This is a genomic window from Pseudomonas gorinensis, from assembly GCF_042015035.1.
Classification (GTDB): Bacteria; Pseudomonadota; Gammaproteobacteria; order Pseudomonadales; family Pseudomonadaceae; genus Aquipseudomonas; species Aquipseudomonas gorinensis.
Map to the genome: position 1 here is coordinate 6,560,283 of NZ_CP167125.1, position 23,033 is coordinate 6,583,315.

Consider the following 23,033-nt stretch of genomic DNA (forward strand, 5'->3'; position numbering starts at 1 on the left):
GGAGGGGGCTTGCCCCCGATGAGGCCAGAACAGTCCTCCCTCATTGAGACCTAGGCTGCTCCGTCAACACCACCGACGCCGGCACCTCTTCATCCGGCTCATCCACCTGGGATGTACGCTTCGGCAGCAAAACCTGCTGTGGATAAGTTTGCGCGAAGTGCACCTCATCACAGTTATCCACAAGCTTTTTCAAACGCTGGTTGAACGCACGGCTCACCGCATATTGCCCGCCCGACACGGTACGGAACTGCGCCGTGAGCACCACGCCGTTGAGGTCCATCTTGTCGACGCCGAACACCTCCAGCGGCCCTTGCAGGTTGTACTTGAGGAACACGTCATCCCGGATCGACTGCCCGGCTTCGCGGATCAGCTCCACGGCCTTATCCACATCGGTGTCGTAGGTGAACTGCACGGAGAAGAACGCATAGGCAAATTGCCGCGATTGGTTGGTGACCGCCTTGATCTGCCCGAACGGCACCGAGTGCACGAAACCCTTGCCGTCGCGCAGGCGCAGAGTACGAATGGTCAGGCCTTCGACAGTGCCCGCGTGACCGGAGTCGAGCACCACCCAATCGCCAATCGACAGGGTGTCTTCGATGATGATGAACAGGCCGGTGATCACATCCTGCACCAGTTGCTGCGAGCCAAAACCAATTGCCAGCCCCACCACCCCGGCCCCCGCCAGCAGCGGCGCGACGTTGATGCCGAGGTTAGCCATGGTGGTGATCGCGCAGATCACCACCAATATGATTTTCACCGCATTGCGCAGCAGGGGCAGGATGGTTTTCACCCGCGTACTGGGCTGGCGGCTGGAGCGTTTGTTTAGCGGCGGTTTCAAGGCTTCCTGAATCGCCGTGTCGAGCACCACCCAGAACAGCCAGGTCATCAGCAGGATCAGGCCGATGCTGCTCAGGGAGTCACTGATGGCGCGCCCCACCGAGTTGCGCTGGGCAAATTCGAACAGCGACACACCCCAGATACGCCCGAGGATTTCGATAAACGCGATGGCCATGATGATGCGCAAGATCGCGTGCAACAGGCTGAGGAAGCGCTCCTTGTAGGCGCTGCTGCGCTGGATCGCCACCTGGCTACGGGATTTGAACAGGTGTTGCAGCACGGTGCTGAGGAATACCGTGCCGATCAGCAGGATCGTGGTAAACAGCGCGCAACGCAGGGCTTTTTGATTGTCGTCGCCGGCACCGATCAGGTTGATCGCCGAGACCAACACCATCAACAGGATCGGCCAGTACCACAGCCCGGAAAACACCCGTAGCGACTGCTGCAACGCGGGATGCTTCAGACGCTGGGCCAGGGGCCGATTGCGGATCAGATGCGCGACCGGGCGCCGCAGGCGTATCACCAGCACAGCGAAAATCACTGCCGCCAACAAACCGGTCAACACCGCAATACTGCTGGTGATATTGCCGCCCAACTGACGGGCGATTTGCGGGCTGGTCAGGGCGTCGCTGAGGGCGGCGAGAAAGCCAATCAGGAACAGCGGCTTGGGGCAGTAGTCGCGAATAATATGCACCGCCGGGCGCTTGTGGCCGACGTTGAACATGACGATGACGCACAGCAGCATGGAGGTGGAGAAAATGCCGCTACTGGTGGCGTAGGCAAAACACAGCGCCAGCGCGCGGCCTATCGAGGTGGGTAGGAAGTGGCTGAAGTAGAGGGTCAGCGGCAGGCAGATCAGCGCGGGAATCGTATAGGGCAGCACATACCCGAGCACCGCACGCAGCCGCCCACGCTGCTCAAAGAACGTGCGCCGCCCAAGGCGCCGCAGGATAAAACGCCCAAGCAGCGTCAACAACGCGAAGGCGCCGATCCACACCCCGGACAGCATCAGGAAATCCCCGGCCACACTCCATGGCGAACGCTGCGCCGTCTGGTTCACCAGGCGCCCGACTTCATCCGCGGCGCGGTCGGCGCGCAGCCGCCACTCATCTATCAGGTTCTGGTTGAGATCGAGCTTCTGCTGCACATCATCCATGCTGGAGCTGATGGCGCCGAGCAATCCGCCTTCGACCAGCAACTCCGGCTTGGCCGGCGCTTCGGCTTCAGGCGCGGAGGCCGCGGCTTGCAGTGCGCCACTGGTGCAAAACAACAGCGCGCCGAGCAGTAATGCAATCTTGAGATTCAGCAAAACTCCGAGCTCCTTCAGAAGGGTCTGTAAGGAACTGACGGGTTTGAATCCTGATCGTTCCCCTGTGTCGACATCTTTGCCCTATAGGCAAAGATCAAATGCCGTTCTCCACCTTTTCCGCACAAGTCACACCCAGCCGCTGCACGCCGGAGTGAAACCACCGGAGTTGCAGCCATGCCCATGGCCTTGCTCGCACTGGCAACCCGCGCGTCTTTCCGGGATGGGTACCGCCTGTAGGCCCACGGAAACTTTCGCGCAAATATCGCAGTCATCCCAAAACGGAGGTCACTCGACCTTACATCCACGGGAGCAAACATGGCGGCGATTCATATCGGCATTTCCGGCGGGCACTACAGGCGGCAACGCGCGTGGTTGATTGCGTCACGCAACGCCTCCCGGAGACGACTGATACCTGAGGGATTGGCATGACTCACTCGGAACTGATCCCCCCGACACCCACCACCACCATCACCCGTTTTCGCGTGCTGACGGTCAATACCCACAAGGGCTTCACCGCCCTCAACCGGCGCTTCATCCTGCCGGAATTACGCGAGGCGGTACGCAGTGTGGCGGCCGATATCGTGTTCCTGCAGGAAATCCACGGCACCCACGAACGCCACCCCAAGCGCTATAGCAACTGGCCGGCGATGCCGCAGTACGAGTTCCTCGCCGACAGCATCTGGCCGCAGTACGCCTATGGGCGCAATGCGGTGTACCCCGATGGCGATCACGGTAATGCGCTGCTGTCGAAGTTCCAGATCGTGCGCTACGACAATCTCGACATCTCCCAGAGCGGCCATGAAAGTCGCGGGCTGCTGCATTGCGTGATGCGCTTGCCCGGGCAGGAGAAGGAACTGCATGCCATTTGCGTGCACCTGGGCTTGCAGGAAAAACATCGCCAGCAGCAACTGCGCCTGATCGCCGAGCGCGTGGCGCAGATTCCCGCCGATGCACCGCTGATCGTTGCCGGCGACTTCAACGACTGGCGCCTGCGCGCCGACCTGCGCCATTGCGGCCTGCGCGAAGTGTTTACCGAGGCCCATGGCAAACCACCGCGCACCTTCCCCGCGCGCCTGCCCCTGCTGCGCCTGGATCGAATCTATGTGCGCAATGTGAAGGCGCATGCGCCCCAGGTGTTGAACAGCCGCCCCTGGTCGCATTTGTCAGACCACGCGCCCCTGTCAGTGGAGATCGAGCTATGAACAGTGCCCCACTGGAAAAAGTCGCCGTCGCCCATATCGCTACCGACCAGCCACCGGACGAAGCCTCGGCGCGGGACCTGGATTACGGCTGGCAGAGCGGCAACCAGATCGAGTTGCTGGAAAACGGCGAGGCCTACTTCCCGAAAGTGTTCGACGCCATGCGCCAGGCCCAGCGGGAAATCCTGCTGGAAACCTTCATCCTGTTCGAAGACAAGGTTGGCCATGAGCTACGGGACATCCTGGTCGATGCGGCACGGCGCGGCGTCAAAGTCGTCGCCAGCCTTGACGGGTTTGGCTGCGGCGAGCTGAGCCCGGCCTTCCTCGCTGAGTTGGCCGAAGCCGGGGTGATAGTGCAGATGTTCGACCCGGCGTCCAAGACCCTCGGCATTCGCACCAATTGGTTCCGCCGCTTGCACCGCAAGATCGTAGTGGTGGATGCGCGCGTGGGGTTTATCGGCGGGATCAACTTCTCTGCCGACCACTTGGGCGACTACGGCCCCGAGGCCAAGCAGGATTACGCGGTGCAGGTGGTCGGCCCGGCGGTCGCCGACCTGCATCACTTTGCCCTGGCCCAAAGCGGCCGAAAAGTACGCAGCCGCCGCGGCTGGCGACGCCGCGACCGGCGCCCCTCACCGTGGACCTCGGCAGACGGCGACGGCCTGGTGCGCCTGATTTATCGCGATAACGTGCAGCACCGCGATGACATCGAAGAGGCTTATATCCACGCCCTGAGTAAAGCCCAGCGCCGCGCGGTGATCGCCAATGCCTACTTCTTCCCCGGCTACCGCTTGCTGCGCGAGATCCGCAACGCCGCGCGGCGGGGCGTGCACGTGCAATTGATCATGCAGGGCCAGCCCGATGTGCTGCTGGCCAAGCTGGCGGCGCGCATGCTCTACGACTACCTGCTCAAGGATGGCGTGGTGATCCACGAGTATTGCCAGCGCCCGCTGCACGGCAAGGTGGCGCTGGTGGATGACGACTGGAGCACCGTGGGTTCCAGCAACCTGGACCCGCTGAGCCTGTCGCTGAACCTGGAAGCCAATGTGCTGATTCGCGACCGGGCATTCAACCAGCAGCTGTACGAACGCCTCGACGTGCTCAGCAAGCACCATTGCCAGACCATGCCGGAAAACCGCACGCCGCGCCTGTGGCTCTGGCGCTTGACCGTGGGTTTCCTGGTGTTCCATGTGATGCGCCATTTCCCGGCGTTGACAGGCTGGCTGCCGGCGCACAAACCGCGTTTGAAACCCTTTGAGAGTCGGGCCCATGACCGCTGAAGCCAACCGCTCGCGTTTTACACGCTGGAAGAAGCCGCTGACTGTCGCGTTCTTCCTCTTGCTGATCGTGTTGTTCACCCTGCTCGCCCGGCGCGTCGACTGGAGCGAAGTGTTCCAGACCTTGGGCGACTTCAAGCTACGCACCTTGCTGATCGCCGGCACGCTGACGTTGTGCAGTTTTATCGTGTACGCCTGCTTCGACCTGATCGGCCGCACCTACATCCGCCAGCCCCTGCGCTGGAAGCAGATCCTGCCGGTGGGGATCATCAGCTATGCGTTCAACCTCAACCTGAGTGCGTGGGTCGGTGGTATCGCCATGCGTTACCGCCTGTATTCGCGCCTGGGGGTAAGCACCGGCAATATTGCCAAGATCCTCGGCTTGAGCCTGGCGACCAATTGGTTCGGCTATATGGCACTGGCCGGCGTCGTGTTCAGCAGCGGGTTGGTGACAATGCCACCGGGCTGGAAGCTCAGCAGCGGCGCCCTGCAAGGTGTCGGAGTATTGCTGGTGCTGGCGAGCCTGGGCTACTTGGCGGCCTGCCAGTTTTCGACAAAACGCGCGTGGGCGATTCGCAGTATCGAGATCAACCTGCCGTCGCTGCGCATGGCGTGTCTGCAACTGGCGCTCGGTGCGTTGAATTGGTCATTGATGGCGGCGGTGATTTTCACCCTGCTGCCGGCGAAGCTGGACTACCCGTTGGTGCTGGGGGTGTTGCTGATCAGTGCGATTGCCGGGGTGGTGACCCATATCCCTGCCGGGCTTGGGGTGCTGGAGGCGGTGTTTATTGCGCTGTTGCAGCATGAGGCGTCGCGGGGCAGCTTGCTCGCCGGGTTGATTGCGTATCGGGCGATCTACTTTATCTTGCCGTTGCTGATTGCGCTGGTGATGTACCTCGCGGTGGAAGCCAAGGCCAAGGCGTTGCGGGTGAAGAAGGCAGCGGCTTGACAGGCGGAGGATCAGGCACTCCTCAGCGGCTGGTTTTGGGGCTGCTACGCAGCCCAACGCGGGGCAAGTCCTAATGCCGTTCAGTTAAGCGTACATCGCCTTCTGTAGGAGCGAGGGGGACGCCTAGTTCTTGCTCGCGAAAAACGTCAACGATAACGCGTGTTTCCTGAATGAACGCGGCGCCTGTGAGTGCTTCGCGAGCACGCTCGCTCCTACAAAAAAGCCTTAACTGAACGGCATTAGGGCAAGCCCGCTGGTTACAGAGCGCCCAATTCGCGGGCGCCAGGCTATTGGGACTGGATGATGCTCAACCGTTCGCCCACCACCATCTCGGTGATCCAGTCCACCAGGATCGAGGTGTAGGCCTGCTGGGAGACTGGGTCACTCAGGGCGTGGTCGGCGCCGTCGATGATGCGGTGGGTCAGGGAGTGTGTCCGCTGGCACGCCGCACGGTAGCTCATGATGGTCGCGTGGGGCACATGGTCGTCGGTTTCCGATTCGACGATCAGCACATCGCCGGTAAATTGCGCGCAGGCATGCAAGGCGCGGTTGGTTTGCGCGTGCACCAGCGTACTGCGGTAATCCATCAGGTCCGCCTTGTCCAAATCGCGCTTGGGCTTGAGCCATTCCTGGTCGCGGTACAGTGCCGGCACGCGCAGCGCCAGCCAGCGCACCGGGCGCAACGACGTCAGAATGGCGGCGAGGTAACCGCCGTAACTGGTGCCCACCACCGCCACCGCCGAGGTGTCGATGGCCGGGTGCGACAGCAGGCGGTCGTAGGCGGCCAACAGGTCGCGCAGGTTGTCTTCGCGGGTCACGCGGGACAACGGAATGCCAGTGCCCGCATGGCCACGCAGGTCGAAGGTCAGGCACACGCAGCCCAGGCCGGCGATGCCTTTGGCCCGTTCCAGATCACGCTCCTGGCTACCGCCCCAGCCGTGCACGAACAACACCCCAGGCACTTTGGACTTGGGGCTCAAGAACGTGCCGCTCATCTGTTCGCCGTCGATGTCGATCGCAATGCTTTCGCTTCTAGCCGTCATAAGGTTTAACCGTCACGTACTTGAGAAGAAAGTCGCTGTTTTCGGCCGGGCCACGGTAAACCTCGATGGCATCCGCCGGCAGTGGCTGGTCCACGTAGGTTTCTACCGAGGACACATGAATGGCTTTAAGGCCCGGGTGGTTGATGAAGCTTTGCAGCGCCGCGACTTCCGCGCTGCTGGCCCCACCCATGCGCCAGGACTGTTCAAGTACACCGCTGCGACGCTGGCCGTTGCTGTCCACGCCCTGGGCGATGTCGTAGTTGCGCCGTGAGGCATAAAAACCAGGGTAGGCCTCAAGCGCGGCGGCGTCGAAGACCTGGGCTTGCCGGATGGCCAGGCGTACGTCGTCGGACAGGTCGAGTTGGAGCAGGTCGTCGTAGTCACCCGGGACCACGATCAGGTTCGAGCCACCGTAGACCTCTTCACCCTGCCCGTCCTGGGTCAAGTATTGCTCGCCGCAATAGCTGAACCGGTGCGCGCCGATGAAACTCTGGCCCACACTATGAGTGACCACATCCTGAAGGTCCTGTTCCAATACCACACCGTCGTCGAATAGCTGCGCCGCTTCGGGGCGCGCCAGCAACGCGTCGAACTCATCCAGGCTACGGATCACTTGCTGGCCACGCCCGGCGCTGGCGTGCACAGGTTTCAACCGGATCGGCCCACTGTAGAGCAGGCGTGTCGCAGCTTCCCGCGCATCCTTGAGGGCAAACACGCTCAAGCCGTCCAACACCACATCGCGCACGCGCTCACCAAATAACGTCGACCAGCCCTCCGGGGCGACGGCTTCGGGGCCCAACACGCCGTGACTGATCGCCTTGGTACAGATGAAGTCGTGATCGACATAGCCGCCCCACAGGTCGTCAGGGCCACTAATACCGAATGGGCGAGCCTGGTCCGGGCCGACCAGGGTTTGGGTGGGCAGCACATACAGATCACGCCCAGCGTGCCGGTTGGGGTCGTAGCTGCCGCCAAACTTGAGGCCGAGGATCTGCGCCAGCCAGCGCGCCAGGGCGCGATTGGTTTCGACTTCATGCTGGGGCGCGCCCTCCCGCGTGGAATGGGCAACGACCAGCTTTTTGCGCTGCGTTGGGGTCATGCGTCCCCCTTGATTGTCCCGCCATGTGTGTGCAGACACTGTTGCAGGGATCAAGCCAAGGCCTGGCTCAAGGCGATGGCGTGAAAATCAAGTGGTTAGCTGAAAAGCGATGGCAGTTGGCCTGTTTGATTCTGCACGACAGCCGCGGATGGACGCGGTGTTCTGCACGATTCACACCCCAAACCGGCTGCGGTAATCACTGGGGGCCAGGCCGGTGATTTTCTTGAAGGTGGCGCGAAAGGCACTGGGGTCCTGATAACCCACGGTCCAGGCGATATGGTCGATGGTGCCGTTGGTGAACTCCAGCATCTGCCGAGCCTTGCCGACCCTCAAGTGCTGGCAGTATTCGGTGGGCTTCAACCCTGTTGCGCCGCGAAAGCGCCGCAGGAATGTGCGCTCTTCCAGACCCGCCTCCTGGGCCATTGCCGCCACGCTGACATCCACCGCACCACTGGCCTGCAACCAGTGCTGCACCTTGAGGATCGCGCTGTCGCCGTGCCCGAGGATCGGCGCAAAGTTGCTGCCGCAGTGGCTGGCGCTGTCACTGTGCGCGATCACCAGGAACCGGGCGGTCTGGGCCGCAATGCTCGGGCCCATGGTGCGGTCAACCAGGCGCAGGCCCAGTTCGGACCAGGCCATCAGCCCGGCGGTCGTGATCAGGTCGCCATCATCGACAATCGGTTTATCCGCTTCCAGGCGTACGGCTGGGTAACGAGCGGCGAAGGATGTGGCGGAGGACCAATGCGTGGTGGCGCTGCGCCCGTCCAGCAGGCCACTACGCGCCAGCATGATCGAACCAATGCACACGCCACCGAGAACCGTGCCCGCCGCGTGTTGCTGGCGAATCCACGCCAGCAACGCGGGCGGCGCTTGCTCGTCGGTGAACTCGCCAATCGAGGGCGGCACCAGCACGGCCATCAGCGGCAGGTCAGGGCCGGGGTGGCTGTCGAATACCCGCGCGGGGGTACCCTGGGCATCCACCTGCCAGTGGCTGACCCGCAGCAGCGGCAGTTGCGCGGATTGATGCTCGGCGGCGATCCGGTTGGCCACACCGAACAGGTCGGTCAAGCCATGCACCGCAGCCAATTGCGCCCCTTGATAGATCAATACACCCAGCTCGACGATCGAGCGTTCCACGGCCATTGTCAGTTTTCCCCCTGTTATTGTCGGTGCAGCCAATCCTCGGCAGCGGCGCCAGCTAAGATACTGGCCCCATCAACCCATCACGAGGCAACACCCATGGCCAAGCAAGCACTCATCCTAATCGATATCCAGAACGACTACTTCCCCCAGGGCAAGTGGCCGCTCAGCGGCGTGGAAGCCGCGGCGGACAAGGCTGCACAAGTGCTCCAGGCCTTTCGCCAGGCGGGCGATGCGGTGATACATGTGCGCCATGAGTTCACCTCGCAGGATGCTCCCTTCTTTACACCGAACTCCGAGGGGGCGCACTTGCACCCCAAGGTGTTGAACGAGGGCAATGAGCCAGTGGTACTGAAGCATTTCGTGAATGCGTTCCGTGAAACCAACCTGCGTGAGCTGTTGGAACAACGCAGCATTACCGAACTGGTGGTGGTCGGCAGCATGAGCCACATGTGCATCGATGCGGTGGTGCGAGCGGCGGCGGACCTGGGCTACAAGGTCACGCTGATCCATGACGCCTGCGCCACCCGCGACCTGGAATTCAATGGCAAAGTCATCCCGGCGGCGCAGGTGCATGACGCTTATATGGCATCGCTGGCATTCGGCTATGCAGGCGTGGTGTCGGCGGATGAATACCTCAAGACACAAACGGCGGCCGCGTGACCGCCCCCCGTATGCTGCTGGCTTCAGCGCGTGGCGATGACGAACAGGCGCGGAAACGGCAGCAGCACGGTGCCATCGCCCAGGGCTGGGTAAGCCTGCGTAATCCGTGCCTGGTATTCCCGTAGGAATGCGGCCTTTTCCCCGTCGCTCAACGGCGCAAGAAATGGCCGCAATGCAGAACCTTTAAACCACTCCACCACCGCCGCATGATCCGCCAACGGATGCAGGTAGGTGGTGCGCCACACGTCGACGGCGCTGCAGTGTTGGCTGAGTAGCTCGTAGTAGTAGCTCGCGGTGTGCCGCTCATGGTGTTTGACCGCACCGATCTTCGCGGACCATGGGCCGTCTGCCGCTACCTCTCGTGCCAGCCGGTGGGCAGGCTCATCAAGGTTGTCCGGGGTTTGCACCGCCAGCGTGCCACCGGGCGTCAGTTGGTTGACCAGGTGCGGGTAGAGCGTGGCGTGATCGGGCAGCCATTGCAGGGAGGCGTTGGCCAGGATGACGTCGAAGGCCTGCTCGGGGCTCCAGGCACCGATATCCGCCCGTTCGAAGTTCAGCCCCGGCAGGCGTTTACGGGCGTCGACCAGCATGTCATCGGAGCTGTCCATGCCGGTGACCTGCGCTTGCGGGAAACGCCCGGCCAGCACTTCAGTGGAGTTACCGGGGCCACAGCCCAAGTCGACAGCGGTGCGCACCTCAGTATTGGGAATGGCCGCGACCAAGTCACGAACCGGGCGAGTGCGCTGTTGTTCAAACATCGTGTATTGCTTGGCAGACCAGGTCATCGCGGCTTTCCTTCTTTTTTAGAGGCGGCTTTTTTAAAGGGTGAAGACAGCCTAAATCTTGTGAGCCATGAGAACAAATGCCAGGATTGACGACCTCCCATACCTGGAAAGTATCCCTATGTTGGAGTTGCGCCAACTCAGAGCCTTTGTCGCCATTGCCGAAGAAGGCTATATCACCCGCGCGGCGGAACGTTTGGGGATGCAGCAGCCACCGTTGACGCGACTGCTGCAAAGCCTTGAGGCCGAGCTGGGCGTTGTGCTGATGGAACGCCTGCCCCGTGGCGTGCGCCCAACCCCTGCCGGGCTGGCGTTGCTGGAGGAAGCGCGCGAGGTCTTGGCACGTGTCGACGGCGTGGCGGAGGTCGTGCGTCGCGCTGCCCGAGGTGAGCGCGGACGGCTGGCCATCGGGTTTACCAGTTCGGCCGCCCTGCACCCATTCGTGCCCAGTGTGCTGCGGCTGTTTCGCGAAACCTTCGTGGGCGTCTCGGTGGTGCTGGAGGAAGCAGGTACCGGCGAACTGCTGGATGCGCTGGTGCATGAAAAACTCGACGCAGCCTTTATCCGCTCACCGCTCAGCGGGATTCAATCGCTGCAGGACCAACCGATCCTCGTGGAGCCCATGTTGTTGGCACTGCCCACCGATCATCCCCTGGCACTCGACGCCGCCTCCCCCCTGCCTTTGGCGGCACTGGCCACTGAGTCCTTCGTACTCTATCGACGGCGCGTGGGGTTGGGTTTGTATGACGCGATCCTGGTGGCCTGCCGTGAAGCGGGGTTCAGCCCGCAAGTGGTGCAGGAAGCGCCGCGCATGACAGCAACCTTGAGCCTGGTGGCAGCGGGCCTTGGCGTATCCATCGTGCCGACGTCGATGCAACGGCTGCGTGGAGACGGCATCGTCTATCGGCCACTGACGGATTGCCGGAACCTGGTGGCGCCGCTCCACCTGGCGACGCGAGCCGGTGATGACTCGGCCGTATTGCGGCGGTTCAAGGACATGGTGCTGACCACGGCGGCAACAGACGCCTGATCAGTAGCCATAAAAATCTATGGTCCCCCCCATTTTTGCAATACTGATTAACGGGCGATGTGGTTGGCTTGCTTAAATCTATCCGGCGTCTGTTTGGGGCTTGCCCCAGCGCCACGATGAGAGTCGCGCCTGACGATCCTTAAAAGCCCGTCGGCTTCTGAAGCCGATTTTTATGTCAGGATCTTCGCCAGGCCGGTAGGCCGTTCACGTCATCCGTTGTTCAGCTATCGCAAAACCTGAAGGGTGAATTGTGGTACTGCAACAACCGCAGGGTCAGGCGTTCAAGGCGTCTGGCCCTGCTTCATATTGCGCATGGTGAGCCGCTATCGCCCAAGCGATACGCGCCAGTTTGTTGGCCAGGGCACAGGCCACCACATTCGAGTGTCGTCGGCGCAGCAGCGCTCGCACCCAGTCGGCCAAAGCCCCCTTCTGATGATCCAGCCTCTGCATGTAAACCCTGGAGCATTGCACCAGCAGTTGCCGCAGGTGCTTGTCACCCCGCTTGCTGATCCCCAACAAATTGGCTTTGCCGCCCGTGCTGTACTGTCGCGGCACCAAGCCCACTGAAGCCGCAAAATCGCGACTGCATCGGTATTGCTTGCCATCGCCCATTTCTACAGCCAGAAGGCTGGCGGTGATCGGACCGACACACGGCATGCTAAGCAAACGGCTCCCCAGATCATCGTCGGCCAGCTGGCAAGCCAGTTGTTTGTCCAGTTCCTTGATCTGTTCATCCAGGTAAACGAAGTGATCGTGCAGGCGTTGCAACAGCACTGTCAGCCGCACAGGCAGCTCATGCTCGGCCAAAACAGCTGCCAAACGCTTCATGATGGCTGAGCCTTTGGGCAGGCTGATGCCAAATTCCAGCAGGAAACCGTGCATCTGATTGGCTGTCTTGGTGCGGTCATGCACCAACGACTCGCGCATGCGATGCAGGACAGACAGGGTTTGCTGAGACTCGGTTTTAGGCGTAACGAAGCGCATGGACGGACGGGAAGCCGCCTCGCAAATGGCCTCTGCGTCGATAAAGTCATTTTTGTTGCCCTTGACGAAAGGGCGGACAAACTGCGGTGAAATCAACTTGGTCGTATGCCCCATCGCCGCAAGCTGACGGGCGATGAAGTGAGAGCCGGCACAGGCTTCCGTTACCACGACGCAGCTCGGCAAGTTGCCGAAGAACCGCATCATCTGCGCTCGCGAGAGCTTTTTGCGAAACACCTCGCGGCCCGATTTGTCTTGGCCCAGAAGGTGGAAATTATGTTTGCCGAGATCGATCCCGATCAGTGCTGACTCGCTCATGATGATGGCCTCCAAAAACAAAACACCCTGCGAAAGCGTAGCCCTCGCAGGGTGTGGGGGTGACCATCTCATTAACCCCCGCGGCCTGCGCCAGCGGGGGTTCTTGAGTATCGCTCGTTGCGGGTCTGCGACCTTAGAACGGGATATCGTCATCAAAGCTGTCGAAATCCGGAGCCGGTTGCGGAGCGGCCTGTTGTGGCGCTGGGCGCGACTCACGTTGTGGCTGCTGGCTTGGCTGCGGACGGGACTGCTGTGGGCGCGGTGCCGAGTTGGACATGCCGCCCTGGCCCTGTTGGTCACCCTGTGGACGGCCGCCCAGCAGTTGCATGGTGCCTTGCATGTCGACCACGATTTCAGTGGTGTAACGCTTGATACCGTCTTTTTCCCACTCGCGGGTTTGCAGCTTGCCTTCGATGTAGACCTGCGAGCCTTTGCGCAGGTATTCACCGGCGATCTCTGCCACCTTGCCGAACATCGACACGCGGTGCCATTCGGTTTTCTCGACCTTCTGGCCGGTCTGCTTGTCGGTCCACTGTTCGCTGGTCGCCAGACTCAGGTTGGTCACGGCATTACCGTTAGGCAAGTAGCGAACTTCGGGATCCTGGCCGCATGTACCGACCAATATGACTTTGTTAACCCCACGGGCCATAACGTTCTCCTAAGCTGGGCGCGCTGTCGGCACTGGGTTGACCAGTTGCTCGAGCGTCGCGCGATCCAATAATTCGGTGTCCAATTTGATGTAAATGGCTGCTTCTTCAGCAACCACGACTGCATCGGTTACCCCAACGACGGCCTTGAGGCGCTCTACCAGACCGCTTTCACGGATCGCCTCGGGCGATAGCGGCAAACGCAGACTTGTGACGTAGGGAGGTTCGCGCATGGTAACAGCAAAGGCCAGCCAAAGTGCAGCCAGCCCGGCACATCCCAGGAACACAACCGACAAACCGCCGTGCTGGAACATCCAGCCACCCATGATGCCGCCCAGTGCAGAACCAAGGAACTGGCTGGTGGAGTACACCCCCATTGCCGTGCCCTTGCCACCGGCCGGTGAAACTTTACTGATCAGCGAAGGCAACGAGGCCTCCAGCAGGTTGAATGCGGTGAAGAACACCACCGTACCGATTACCAGTGCCCGCAGGCTGTCGCCGAACTGCCAGAAGAATAGCTCAGTGAGCATCAGCGTCGCGACGGCGCCGAGTAAAACTCGTTTCATTTTGCGTTTCTTCTCGCCGTAGATGATGAAGGGGATCATGGCGAAGAACGAAATCAGGAGGGCAGTCAGGTAGACCCACCAGTGCTGCTCCTTGGGCAACCCGGCTTTTTGCACCAGGGCCAGGGGCAAGGCGACGAAACTACACATCAGCATTGCGTGTAATACGAAGATACCTAAATCCAGGCGCAGCAAATCCGGATGCTTGAGTGTCGGCAACAGGGCCTTGCGGGCGACGCCCGACTCACGGTGCTGCAACGTGCCGGTGGAGCGCGGCACCATGAAGGCCACGATCACGATCCCGAACAACGCCATGCCGCCGGTGGCCAGGAACAAGCCGTGCAAGCCAAAGGCGCGCGTCAGCAACGGGCCGACCACCATCGCCACGGCGAACGACAGACCGATGGTCATGCCGATCATGGCCATGGCCTTGGTGCGGTGTTGCTCGCGGGTGAGGTCGGACAGCAAGGCCATGACCGCTGCGGAAATTGCCCCGGCCCCCTGCAGGATACGTCCGGCGATCACGCCCCAGATCGAATCCGACTGGGCCGCGAGCACGCTGCCGAGAGCGAACACGATCAGCCCCAGGTAAATCACAGGGCGGCGGCCAATACGGTCGGAAATGATGCCGAATGGAATCTGGAAAATCGCCTGGGTCAGGCCATAGGCGCCAATGGCCAGGCCGATCAAGGCGGGGGTCGCTCCTGCGAGATCCATTCCATAGGTCGCCAGCACTGGCAACACCATAAACATGCCAAGCATACGGAAGGCGAACACCAGGGCCAGACCGCTTGCTGCTCGGGTCTCGCCGCTACTCATGCGTTCGCTGTGGGGATCGTGCATGGAAAAACCTCGTGTGAACCGGCGGCGATTCTACCAGTCCCATCGATTGAGAGGGTATATGCGGCGCTTTGCCGCGCAGCTTTCATGTAAGGCTGCACCCGGCACTTTGACAGTGTATATTCATCCAGTCTTTAGCCGTATACTCCTGCATTATTTACGCCCGCCGTGCGAGGCCATCTTGGACAAGATCCTGATTCGTGGGGCTAGAACCCACAACCTGAAGAACATCGACCTGACCCTGCCCCGGGACAAATTGATCGTCATCACCGGCTTGTCCGGCTCCGGCAAATCTTCCCTGGCGTTCGACACGCTGTATGCCGAAGGTCAGCGTCGCTATGTGGAATCGCTGTCGGCCTATGCCCGCCAGTTCCTGTCGATGATGGAAAAACCCGACGTCGACACCATTGAAGGCCTGTCGCCGGCGATTTCCATCGAACAGAAGTCGACGTCCCACAACCCGCGCTCCACCGTGGGCACCATCACCGAAATCTACGACTACCTGCGCCTGCTGTACGCGCGGGTGGGCATTCCCCGTTGCCCGGACCACGACATTCCACTGGAAGCCCAGACCGTCAGCCAGATGGTCGACCTGGTGCTGGCCCAACCGGAAGGCGCCAAGCTGATGCTGCTGGCGCCGGTGATTCGCGAACGCAAGGGTGAACACCTTTCCGTATTCGAAGAGCTGCGTGCGCAAGGCTTTGTGCGCGCACGCATCAACGGCAAGCTCTACGAACTGGACGAAGCGCCGAAGCTCGACAAGCAGAAGAAGCACTCGATCGATGTGGTGGTCGACCGCTTCAAAGTGCGGGCCGACCTGCAGCAGCGTCTGGCAGAATCGTTCGAGACTGCGTTGAAGCTGGCAGACGGTATAGCCCTAGTGGCGCCGATGGATGACGAGCCGGGCGAAGAGATCATCTTCTCCGCGCGCTTTGCCTGCCCGATCTGTGGCCATGCCATCAGCGAGCTGGAACCCAAGCTGTTCTCCTTCAACAACCCGGCCGGCGCCTGCCCGACCTGCGATGGCCTGGGCGTGAAGCAATTCTTCGACATCAAGCGCCTGGTTAACGGGGAGCTGACATTGGCGGAGGGCGCGATACGCGGCTGGGACAGGCGTAACGTCTACTACTTCCAGATGCTGGGGTCGCTGGCGTCCCACTACAAGTTCAGCCTTGAAGTGCCATTCAATCAACTGTCGGCAGAACAGCAGAAAGTCATCCTCAATGGCAGTGGCTCGCAGAACGTCGATTTCAAATACCTGAACGACCGTGGCGATATCGTCAAGCGCTCCCACCCGTTCGAAGGCATCGTGCCGAACCTGGAGCGGCGCTACCGCGAGACTGAATCGGCGAGCGTGCGCGAAGAACTGGCGAAGTTCCTCAGCACTCAACCCTGCCCGGATTGCCGCGGCACTCGCCTGCGCCGTGAGGCGCGGCATGTGTGGGTTGGCGAGAAGACGCTGCCGGCAGTCACCAACCTGCCAATCGGCGATGCATGCGAGTACTTCGGTACACTCAAGCTGACCGGGCGCCGTGGGGAAATTGCCGACAAGATCCTCAAGGAAATCCGCGAGCGCCTGCAGTTCCTGGTCAACGTTGGCTTGGACTACCTATCGCTGGATCGCAGCGCCGATACGCTGTCAGGCGGCGAAGCCCAGCGGATTCGCCTGGCCAGCCAGATTGGCGCCGGCCTGGTGGGTGTGCTGTACATCCTCGATGAGCCGTCGATCGGTCTGCACCAGCGCGACAATGATCGTCTCCTGGGCACCTTGAAGCACCTTCGGGATATCGGCAACACGGTGATTGTGGTCGAGCATGATGAAGACGCTATCCGCCTGGCGGACTACGTAGTCGATATCGGCCCTGGGGCTGGCGTGCATGGCGGTCATATCGTCGCCGAGGGCACGCCCGCCGAAGTCATGGCTCACCCTGACTCGTTGACCGGCAAGTACCTGTCTGGCCGAGTGAAGATTGAAGTGCCAGCCAAGCGTACGCCACGTAACAAGAAGATGGCATTGCACCTCAAGGGCGCGCGGGGCAACAACTTGCGCAATGTCGACCTGGAAATTCCCCTGGGCTTGCTGACGTGCGTAACCGGTGTTTCCGGCTCAGGCAAATCCACACTGATCAACAACACCCTGTTCCCACTGAGTGCCACCGCCCTGAACGGCGCGACCACCCTGGAAGCGGCGGCACACGACAGCATCAAGGGCCTGGAGCACCTGGACAAAGTGGTCGATATCGACCAGAGCCCGATTGGCCGCACACCACGCTCCAATCCGGCAACCTACACAGGGCTGTTCACGCCGATTCGCGAACTGTTCGCTGGCGTTCCGGAATCTCGCTCGCGGGGCTACGGGCCCGGCCGGTTCTCGTTCAACGTCAAAGGCGGGCGCTGCGAAGCATGCCAGGGTGATGGTTTGATCAAGGTGGAGATGCACTTCCTGCCAGACATCTATGTGCCGTGCGATGTGTGCAAGAGCAAGCGCTACAACCGCGAAACCCTGGAGATCAAGTACAAGGGCAAGAGCATCCACGAAACCCTGGAAATGACTATCGAGGAAGCGCGGGTGTTCTTCGATGCGGTCCCGGCGCTGGCGCGCAAGCTGCAAACGCTGATGGATGTGGGCTTGTCCTATATCAAACTTGGGCAGTCCGCGACCACTCTATCCGGTGGTGAAGCGCAACGGGTGAAGCTGTCTCGCGAGCTGTCCAAGCGCGATACCGGCAAGACCTTGTATATCCTGGATGAGCCAACTACCGGCCTGCATTTCGCGGATATTCAACAGTTGCTGGATGTCTTGCATCGCCTGCGCGACCACGGCAACACCGTGGTGGTGATCGAGCACAATCTGGATGTGATCAAGACGGCCGACTGGCTGGTTGACCTCGGCCCGGAAGGCGGTTCCAAGGGTGGCCAGATCATTGCGGTGGGCACGCCGGAGCAGGTCTCCGAAATGCCACAGTCCCACACGGGTTACTATCTCAAGCCCTTGCTGGCGCGCGACCGGGCCTGATTTATCAAGCCCGATAAAAAAGCCCCCGTCACTTCAGCAGTGACGGGGGCTTTTTTGTAGCCGGGAATCAGAACTGCGATTGCAGGTAATTCTCCAAGCCAACCAACTTGATCAGACCCAACTGCTTTTCCAGCCAATAGGTGTGATCTTCTTCGGTGTCATTCAACTGCACCCGCAGGATTTCCCGGGTGACATAGTCGTTGTGCTGCTCGCAGAGCTCGATGCCCTTGCAGAGCGCGGCACGCACCTTGTACTCGAGGCGCAGGTCGGCAGCGAGCATGTCAGGCACCGTGGTGCCCACATCAAGGTCATCGGGACGCATACGTGGCGTGCCTTCGAGCATCAGGATACGGCGCATCAGTGCGTCGGCGTGCTGTGCCTCTTCTTCCATTTCGTGATTGATACGCTCATAGAGCTCGGTAAAGCCCCAGTCTTCATACATGCGCGAATGGATGAAATATTGGTCACGAGCAGCCAGTTCGCCCGTCAGCAACGTGTTGAGGTAATCGATTACGTCGGGGTGACCTTGCATCGCCCTACATCTCCCTGCTTGAAAGTCTGTAGTTTGAACCATGATGACTCCCAGGTCACGGGATCAACAGCAGAAAAGTGCAGATTTACTGAGAAAAGTGGTCGAATTAACGCAAAAACCGCCCAAATGAGGGCGGTTCTGCTTATCGTTTAGAGTCAGTTAAGCGATACACCGAGCGCCTTTGCGATTGCTTCTCCATAAGCAGGATCAGCCTTGAAAAAGTGCTGCAATTGGCGCTGGACGACATCGCTGGAAACACCGGCCATGGCTCCGGCGATGTTGCTGGTGAGCAACGCTTTCTGCTCATCATTCATCAGGCGGAACAACGCGCCGGCGTGGCTGTAATAGTCGGTGTCTTCGCGGTGATCGTAACGATCCGCCGCACCGCTCAGGGCCAAGGCAGGCTCAGCGTATTGTGGTGCTTGCTTCGGTGCGTCAACGTAGCTGTTCGGCTCGTAGTTAGGAGCCGCGCCACCATTACTGCCGAATGCCATCGAACCATCACGCTGATAGCTGTTCACCGGGCTACGTGGGGCGTTTACCGGCAGTTGCTGATGATTGGTACCGACGCGGTAGCGGTGAGCATCTGCATAAGCGAAGACACGCCCCTGAAGCATACGGTCTGGAGACAGACCAACACCTGGCACCATGTTGCTTGGACCGAACGCTGCTTGTTCTACTTCGGCGAAGTAGTTCTGCGGGTTGCGGTTGAGCTCCAATTCACCGACTTCGATCAATGGGAATTCCTTCTGCGACCAGGTCTTGGTCACGTCAAAAGGGTTCTCGTAATGAGCGTTGGCCTGGGCCTCGGTCATGATCTGAATGCACACACGCCATTTCGGGAAGTCACCGCGCTCGATCGCACCGAACAGATCACGCTGTGCATAATCAGGATCGGTACCTGCCAGCCGCGCTGCTTCTGCCGGCGCCAGGTTCTTGATGCCCTGCTTGGTTTTGTAGTGCCACTTGACCCAGTGACGCTCACCCTTGGCATTAATCAGGCTGTAGGTGTGACTGCCGAAGCCATGCATGTGACGGTAGCCATCAGGAATGCCCCGGTCCGAAAACAGGATAGTGACCTGATGCAGCGCCTCTGGAGAGTGCGACCAGAAGTCCCACATCATCTGCGCGCTCTTCAAGTTGCTTTGCGGCAGGCGCTTTTGGGTGTGAATGAAGTCAGGGAATTTCAACGGATCGCGGATGAAGAACACCGGGGTGTTGTTACCGACGATGTCCCAGTTGCCTTCTTCGGTGTAGAACTTCAAGGCGAAACCACGTGGATCACGTTCAGTGTCAGCCGAACCACGCTCACCACCTACTGTGGAGAACCGCAGGAACGTCGGGGTTTGCTTGCCCACGGCTTCGAACAGCTTGGCACTGGTGTATTGAGTGATGTCTCGGGTGACCGTGAAGGTACCGTAGGCGCCCGAACCCTTGGCGTGCACGCGACGCTCTGGAATATTTTCACGGTTGAAGTGGGCGAGCTTCTCGATCAGGTGAAAGTCGTCGAGCAGCAACGGGCCTCGTGGGCCGGCGGAACGGGAATTCTGGTTGTCCGCAACGGGTGCACCGCTGGCGGTGGTAAGGATTTTGTTCTGGCTCATGTTCAGTTTTCCTCTGGTCGGACTTGGAACTACAGGCTAATCGGCTTGGAGGAAGTATTAATCATCAACATGACGGCTACAAATTCATTAAATTGTGAGCCTCAATAGAAAATTTCTACCAACAATCCAAGCCCCATAGTGCCCAACGCCACAGCAGGAAACTTGTACATATCGCGCTTTTGTCGCGCGCACAAAAAACCGGGCACTAGGCCCGGTTCTTCGTTACAGACTGTCGTCTTACTCGGCGCTTACAGCTTCGCCGGCAGTAGCACGATCAACCAACTCGACGTACGCCATAGGCGCGTTGTCGCCAGTGCGGAAACCGCACTTGAGGATGCGCAGGTAGCCACCCTCACGGGTAGCATAACGCTTGCCCAGGTCGTTGAAGAGCTTACCAACGATAGCTTTCGAACGAGTACGGTCGAAAGCCAGACGGCGGTTAGCCAGGCTGTCTGTCTTAGCCAAAGTGATCAGCGGCTCAGCAACGCGACGCAGTTCTTTAGCTTTCGGCAGTGTAGTTTTGATCAGCTCGTGCTCGAACAGCGACACCGCCATGTTTTGGAACATGGCCTTGCGGTGCGAGCTGGTACGGCTCAGGTGACGACCACTTTTACGATGACGCATGGTTCATTCCTTACCAAACTCACGTTCGGTGATTACGACGATCAGGCAGTCGCCTTGTCGTCCTTCTTAAGACTTGCAGGCGGCCAGTTGTCGAGGCGCATGCCGAGGGACAGACCGCGGGAGGCCAGAACGTCCTTGATTTCAGTCAAGGATTTCTTGCCCAGGTTCGGAGTCTTCAACAGTTCTACTTCGGTACGCTGAATCAGGTCGCCGATGTAGTAAATGTTTTCCGCCTTAAGGCAGTTAGCCGAACGTACAGTCAGTTCCAGATCGTCAACCGGGCGAAGCAGGATCGGATCGATCTCGTCTTCCTGCTCGATTACCACTGGTTCGCTGTCACCTTTGAGGTCGACGAACGCAGCCAACTGCTGTTGCAGAATGGTTGCAGCGCGGCGGATAGCCTCTTCAGGATCCAGAGTACCGTTGGTTTCCAGATCAATAACCAGCTTGTCCAGGTTAGTACGCTGCTCGACACGGGCGTTTTCCACCACGTATGCGATACGGCGAACCGGGCTGAACGAAGAGTCAAGCTGCAAGCGACCAATGCTGCGGCTTTCGTCTTCATCGCTCTGACGCGAGTCGGCCGGTTCATAACCACGACCACGAGCTACAGTGAGCTTCATGTTCAGGGCGCCGTTAGACGCCAGGTTAGCGATTACGTGATCGGGGTTAACGATCTCGACATCATGATCCAGCTGAATATCGGCAGCGGTAACCACCCCCGAACCCTTCTTCGACAAGGTCAGCGTAACTTCGTCACGGCCGTGCAGCTTGATAGCCAGACCTTTAAGGTTCAACAGGATTTCAATTACGTCTTCCTGTACACCTTCGATGGCGCTGTACTCGTGGAGCACACCGTCAATCTCGGCCTCGACTACTGCACAGCCGGGCATTGAGGACAACAGGATGCGGCGCAGCGCGTTGCCCAGGGTGTGGCCAAAACCACGCTCGAGAGGCTCGAGAGTGATCTTGGCGCGGGTTGGACTGACAACCTGCACATCAATATGGCGGGGTGTCAGGAACTCATTTACCGAAATCTGCATGGATGCACCTATTTTCTAGCCCTTACTTGGAGTAGAGCTCGACAATCAGGCTTTCGTTGATGTCGGCGGACAGATCACTGCGAGCAGGAACGTTCTTGAAAACGCCCGACTTCTTCTCAGTGTCTACTTCTACCCATTCTACGCGGCCACGTTGGGCACACAGATCGAGAGCTTGGACAATGCGAAGTTGGTTTTTTGCTTTCTCGCGAACTGCGACCACGTCACCAGCACGAACCTGGTAGGACGGAACGTTCACGGTCTGGCCGTTAACGCTGATCGACTTGTGCGATACCAGCTGACGGGATTCGGCACGAGTAGAACCAAAGCCCATACGGTATACAACGTTGTCCAGACGGCATTCGAGCAGTTGCAGCAGGTTTTCACCGGTTGCACCTTTCTTGCCAGCAGCTTCTTTGTAGTAGCCGCTGAACTGACGCTCGAGAACGCCGTAGATACGACGGACCTTCTGCTTTTCACGCAGTTGGGTGCCGTAATCGGACTGGCGACCGCGGCGTTGGCCGTGGATACCAGGTGCTGCTTCGATGTTGCACTTCGATTCGATCGCGCGCACGCCGCTCTTCAGGAAGAGATCGGTGCCTTCGCGACGAGCGAGTTTGCATTTTGGACCAATGTAACGAGCCATTCTTTACAATCTCCTGGATTACACGCGGCGCTTCTTCGGCGGACGGCACCCGTTGTGCGGGATTGGCGTCACGTCGGTGATGCTGGCGATCTTATAGCCACAGCCGTTCAAAGCACGGACAGCAGACTCACGACCTGGACCTGGACCTTTGACGTTAACGTCGAGGTTTTTCAGGCCATATTCCAGCGCAGCTTGACCAGCACGTTCAGCAGCTACTTGAGCAGCAAACGGGGTGGACTTGCGGGAACCGCGGAAACCCGAACCACCGGAGGTAGCCCAAGAAAGCGCGTTACCTTGACGGTCGGTGATGGTCACGATGGTGTTGTTAAAAGATGCATGGATGTGGGCGATGCCATCAACCACTGTCTTTTTAACTTTTTTACGAGGACGAGCAGCAGGTTTTGCCATGATAATTTTCCTGTCGATTCGCTGGGGCGATTACTTGCGGATCGGCTTACGCGGACCTTTACGGGTACGCGCGTTAGTCTTGGTACGCTGACCGCGTACTGGAAGACCACGACGATGACGCAGACCGCGATAGCAACCGAGGTCCATCAAACGCTTGATTTTCATGTTGATTTCGCGACGCAGGTCACCTTCAGTGGTGAACTTCGCCACTTCGCCACGCAGCAATTCAATCTGCTCGTCGCTCAGATCCTTGATCTTAGCGGCTGGGTTTACCCCAGCAACTGCGCAAATTTTCTGCGCAGTAGTGCGACCAACACCATAGATGTAGGTCAGCGAGATAACAGTGTGCTTGTTATCTGGAATGTTAACGCCTGCAATACGGGCCATTCAGTGGGACTCCAATTGACAGCTACCTACGCCCCGGAAGCCAAGAAATAGGGCGCGAGATAATATCGCTGTAATAACAAATAATCAACCCGGCAGCGC

21 protein-coding genes are annotated in these 23,033 nt (G+C 59.7%); 6 read left to right on the plus strand and 15 right to left on the minus strand.

Going from position 1 to position 23,033, the window contains the following annotated elements:
• Positions 1–40 precede the first annotated feature (40 nt).
• Entirely contained in the window at positions 41–2,146 is a 2,106-nt protein-coding gene (locus AB7933_RS30015; RefSeq protein WP_024077663.1) for a mechanosensitive ion channel family protein, read from the minus strand.
• Between the two features lie 425 nt (positions 2,147–2,571).
• On the opposite strand from AB7933_RS30015, the gene AB7933_RS30020 reads away from it, so the two are divergent.
• Genes AB7933_RS30020 through AB7933_RS30030 form a run of 3 tightly spaced genes read left to right on the plus strand, consistent with a single transcriptional unit; the run spans position 2,572 to position 5,571 of the window.
• On the plus strand, positions 2,572–3,348 hold the full coding sequence (locus tag AB7933_RS30020; RefSeq protein ID WP_024077664.1) for an endonuclease/exonuclease/phosphatase family protein: 777 nt from the start codon (positions 2,572–2,574) through the stop codon (positions 3,346–3,348).
• Entirely contained in the window at positions 3,345–4,625 is a 1,281-nt protein-coding gene (clsB, locus tag AB7933_RS30025) for a cardiolipin synthase ClsB (protein WP_024077665.1), read from the plus strand. The genes AB7933_RS30020 and clsB overlap by 4 nt, the downstream gene beginning before the upstream one ends.
• Positions 4,615–5,571 (plus strand): lysylphosphatidylglycerol synthase domain-containing protein, encoded by a 957-nt coding sequence (locus AB7933_RS30030; protein WP_024077666.1) that lies wholly within the window; start codon positions 4,615–4,617, stop codon positions 5,569–5,571. The genes clsB and AB7933_RS30030 overlap by 11 nt, the downstream gene beginning before the upstream one ends.
• A gap of 287 nt (positions 5,572–5,858) precedes the next feature.
• Here the strand turns inward: AB7933_RS30030 and AB7933_RS30035 are convergent, their stop codons facing one another.
• The 3 genes from AB7933_RS30035 to AB7933_RS30045 form a co-directional block, all read right to left on the minus strand.
• Positions 5,859–6,614 (minus strand): alpha/beta hydrolase family protein, encoded by a 756-nt coding sequence (locus tag AB7933_RS30035; protein ID WP_024077667.1) that lies wholly within the window; start codon positions 6,612–6,614, stop codon positions 5,859–5,861.
• Complete coding sequence (locus tag AB7933_RS30040; protein ID WP_024077668.1) at positions 6,604–7,713, minus strand: DUF3182 family protein; 1,110 nt, start codon at positions 7,711–7,713, stop codon at positions 6,604–6,606. The genes AB7933_RS30035 and AB7933_RS30040 overlap by 11 nt, the downstream gene beginning before the upstream one ends.
• Before the next feature lie 171 nt (positions 7,714–7,884).
• Positions 7,885–8,856, minus strand: a complete 972-nt coding sequence (locus AB7933_RS30045) for a GlxA family transcriptional regulator (RefSeq protein WP_041161034.1) — start codon at positions 8,854–8,856, stop codon at positions 7,885–7,887.
• A gap of 96 nt (positions 8,857–8,952) precedes the next feature.
• On the opposite strand from AB7933_RS30045, the gene AB7933_RS30050 reads away from it, so the two are divergent.
• Positions 8,953–9,516 (plus strand): cysteine hydrolase family protein, encoded by a 564-nt coding sequence (locus AB7933_RS30050; RefSeq protein WP_024077670.1) that lies wholly within the window; start codon positions 8,953–8,955, stop codon positions 9,514–9,516.
• 23 nt (positions 9,517–9,539) lie between these two features.
• Here the strand turns inward: AB7933_RS30050 and tam are convergent, their stop codons facing one another.
• Entirely contained in the window at positions 9,540–10,301 is a 762-nt protein-coding gene (tam, locus tag AB7933_RS30055) for a trans-aconitate 2-methyltransferase (protein WP_024077671.1), read from the minus strand.
• Between the two features lie 118 nt (positions 10,302–10,419).
• Between tam and AB7933_RS30060 the strand changes: the two genes are divergently transcribed.
• Entirely contained in the window at positions 10,420–11,328 is a 909-nt protein-coding gene (locus AB7933_RS30060; RefSeq protein WP_024077672.1) for a LysR family transcriptional regulator, read from the plus strand.
• 273 nt (positions 11,329–11,601) lie between these two features.
• Here the strand turns inward: AB7933_RS30060 and AB7933_RS30065 are convergent, their stop codons facing one another.
• From AB7933_RS30065 to AB7933_RS30075, 3 genes are all read right to left on the minus strand, one after another.
• Positions 11,602–12,627 (minus strand): IS110 family transposase, encoded by a 1,026-nt coding sequence (locus tag AB7933_RS30065; RefSeq protein WP_024074122.1) that lies wholly within the window; start codon positions 12,625–12,627, stop codon positions 11,602–11,604.
• A gap of 133 nt (positions 12,628–12,760) precedes the next feature.
• Positions 12,761–13,276 carry a single-stranded DNA-binding protein gene (locus tag AB7933_RS30070; RefSeq protein WP_003232445.1) on the minus strand — a complete coding sequence of 172 codons (516 nt, stop codon included), beginning with the start codon at positions 13,274–13,276 and terminating at the stop codon, positions 12,761–12,763.
• Positions 13,277–13,285: 9 nt separating this feature from the next.
• Positions 13,286–14,680, minus strand: coding sequence for an MFS transporter (locus AB7933_RS30075; protein WP_024077673.1), 1,395 nt, complete (start codon positions 14,678–14,680; stop codon positions 13,286–13,288).
• A gap of 178 nt (positions 14,681–14,858) precedes the next feature.
• Here AB7933_RS30075 and uvrA point away from each other — a divergent pair, with 178 nt between their 5' ends.
• Positions 14,859–17,693 (plus strand): excinuclease ABC subunit UvrA, encoded by a 2,835-nt coding sequence (gene uvrA, locus AB7933_RS30080; RefSeq protein WP_024077674.1) that lies wholly within the window; start codon positions 14,859–14,861, stop codon positions 17,691–17,693.
• Positions 17,694–17,760: 67 nt separating this feature from the next.
• On the opposite strand, the gene bfr is transcribed toward uvrA, so the two are convergent.
• From bfr to rpsM, 7 genes are all read right to left on the minus strand, one after another.
• Complete coding sequence (gene bfr / locus AB7933_RS30085) at positions 17,761–18,225, minus strand: bacterioferritin (protein WP_015886133.1); 465 nt, start codon at positions 18,223–18,225, stop codon at positions 17,761–17,763.
• Between the two features lie 155 nt (positions 18,226–18,380).
• Positions 18,381–19,829, minus strand: a complete 1,449-nt coding sequence (locus AB7933_RS30090; RefSeq protein WP_024077675.1) for a catalase — start codon at positions 19,827–19,829, stop codon at positions 18,381–18,383.
• 237 nt (positions 19,830–20,066) lie between these two features.
• Positions 20,067–20,453, minus strand: coding sequence for a 50S ribosomal protein L17 (gene rplQ / locus AB7933_RS30095; RefSeq protein WP_007918448.1), 387 nt, complete (start codon positions 20,451–20,453; stop codon positions 20,067–20,069).
• A 41-nt stretch (positions 20,454–20,494) separates the two neighbouring features.
• Positions 20,495–21,496 carry a DNA-directed RNA polymerase subunit alpha gene (locus AB7933_RS30100; protein ID WP_003176403.1) on the minus strand — a complete coding sequence of 334 codons (1,002 nt, stop codon included), beginning with the start codon at positions 21,494–21,496 and terminating at the stop codon, positions 20,495–20,497.
• A 22-nt stretch (positions 21,497–21,518) separates the two neighbouring features.
• On the minus strand, positions 21,519–22,139 hold the full coding sequence (gene rpsD, locus AB7933_RS30105; RefSeq protein ID WP_003176404.1) for a 30S ribosomal protein S4: 621 nt from the start codon (positions 22,137–22,139) through the stop codon (positions 21,519–21,521).
• Between the two features lie 18 nt (positions 22,140–22,157).
• Complete coding sequence (rpsK, locus tag AB7933_RS30110; protein ID WP_002555466.1) at positions 22,158–22,547, minus strand: 30S ribosomal protein S11; 390 nt, start codon at positions 22,545–22,547, stop codon at positions 22,158–22,160.
• 30 nt (positions 22,548–22,577) lie between these two features.
• Positions 22,578–22,934, minus strand: a complete 357-nt coding sequence (rpsM, locus tag AB7933_RS30115) for a 30S ribosomal protein S13 (protein WP_024077676.1) — start codon at positions 22,932–22,934, stop codon at positions 22,578–22,580.
• Positions 22,935–23,033: the final 99 nt, after the last annotated feature.

Excerpts from the sequence above, each read along its gene's own strand:
- rpsD (WP_003176404.1), bottom strand. The coding sequence starts at position 22,139 with ATGGCTCGTTACATTGGTCCAAAATGCAAACTCGCTCGTCGCGAAGGC.
- AB7933_RS30045 (WP_041161034.1), bottom strand. The coding sequence starts at position 8,856 with ATGGCCGTGGAACGCTCGATCGTCGAGCTGGGTGTATTGATCTATCAA.
- rplQ (WP_007918448.1), bottom strand. The coding sequence starts at position 20,453 with ATGCGTCATCGTAAAAGTGGTCGTCACCTGAGCCGTACCAGCTCGCAC.
- AB7933_RS30030 (WP_024077666.1), top strand. The coding sequence starts at position 4,615 with ATGACCGCTGAAGCCAACCGCTCGCGTTTTACACGCTGGAAGAAGCCG.
- AB7933_RS30050 (WP_024077670.1), top strand. The coding sequence starts at position 8,953 with ATGGCCAAGCAAGCACTCATCCTAATCGATATCCAGAACGACTACTTC.
- AB7933_RS30035 (WP_024077667.1), bottom strand. The coding sequence starts at position 6,614 with ATGACGGCTAGAAGCGAAAGCATTGCGATCGACATCGACGGCGAACAG.
- tam (WP_024077671.1), bottom strand. The coding sequence starts at position 10,301 with ATGACCTGGTCTGCCAAGCAATACACGATGTTTGAACAACAGCGCACT.
- clsB (WP_024077665.1), top strand. The coding sequence starts at position 3,345 with ATGAACAGTGCCCCACTGGAAAAAGTCGCCGTCGCCCATATCGCTACC.
- AB7933_RS30020 (WP_024077664.1), top strand. The coding sequence starts at position 2,572 with ATGACTCACTCGGAACTGATCCCCCCGACACCCACCACCACCATCACC.
- AB7933_RS30070 (WP_003232445.1), bottom strand. The coding sequence starts at position 13,276 with ATGGCCCGTGGGGTTAACAAAGTCATATTGGTCGGTACATGCGGCCAG.
- bfr (WP_015886133.1), bottom strand. The coding sequence starts at position 18,225 with ATGCAAGGTCACCCCGACGTAATCGATTACCTCAACACGTTGCTGACG.
- AB7933_RS30060 (WP_024077672.1), top strand. The coding sequence starts at position 10,420 with ATGTTGGAGTTGCGCCAACTCAGAGCCTTTGTCGCCATTGCCGAAGAA.
- rpsK (WP_002555466.1), bottom strand. The coding sequence starts at position 22,547 with ATGGCAAAACCTGCTGCTCGTCCTCGTAAAAAAGTTAAAAAGACAGTG.
- AB7933_RS30100 (WP_003176403.1), bottom strand. The coding sequence starts at position 21,496 with ATGCAGATTTCGGTAAATGAGTTCCTGACACCCCGCCATATTGATGTG.
- AB7933_RS30040 (WP_024077668.1), bottom strand. The coding sequence starts at position 7,713 with ATGACCCCAACGCAGCGCAAAAAGCTGGTCGTTGCCCATTCCACGCGG.
- AB7933_RS30065 (WP_024074122.1), bottom strand. The coding sequence starts at position 12,627 with ATGAGCGAGTCAGCACTGATCGGGATCGATCTCGGCAAACATAATTTC.
- rpsM (WP_024077676.1), bottom strand. The coding sequence starts at position 22,934 with ATGGCCCGTATTGCAGGCGTTAACATTCCAGATAACAAGCACACTGTT.
- AB7933_RS30090 (WP_024077675.1), bottom strand. The coding sequence starts at position 19,829 with ATGAGCCAGAACAAAATCCTTACCACCGCCAGCGGTGCACCCGTTGCG.
- AB7933_RS30075 (WP_024077673.1), bottom strand. The coding sequence starts at position 14,680 with ATGCACGATCCCCACAGCGAACGCATGAGTAGCGGCGAGACCCGAGCA.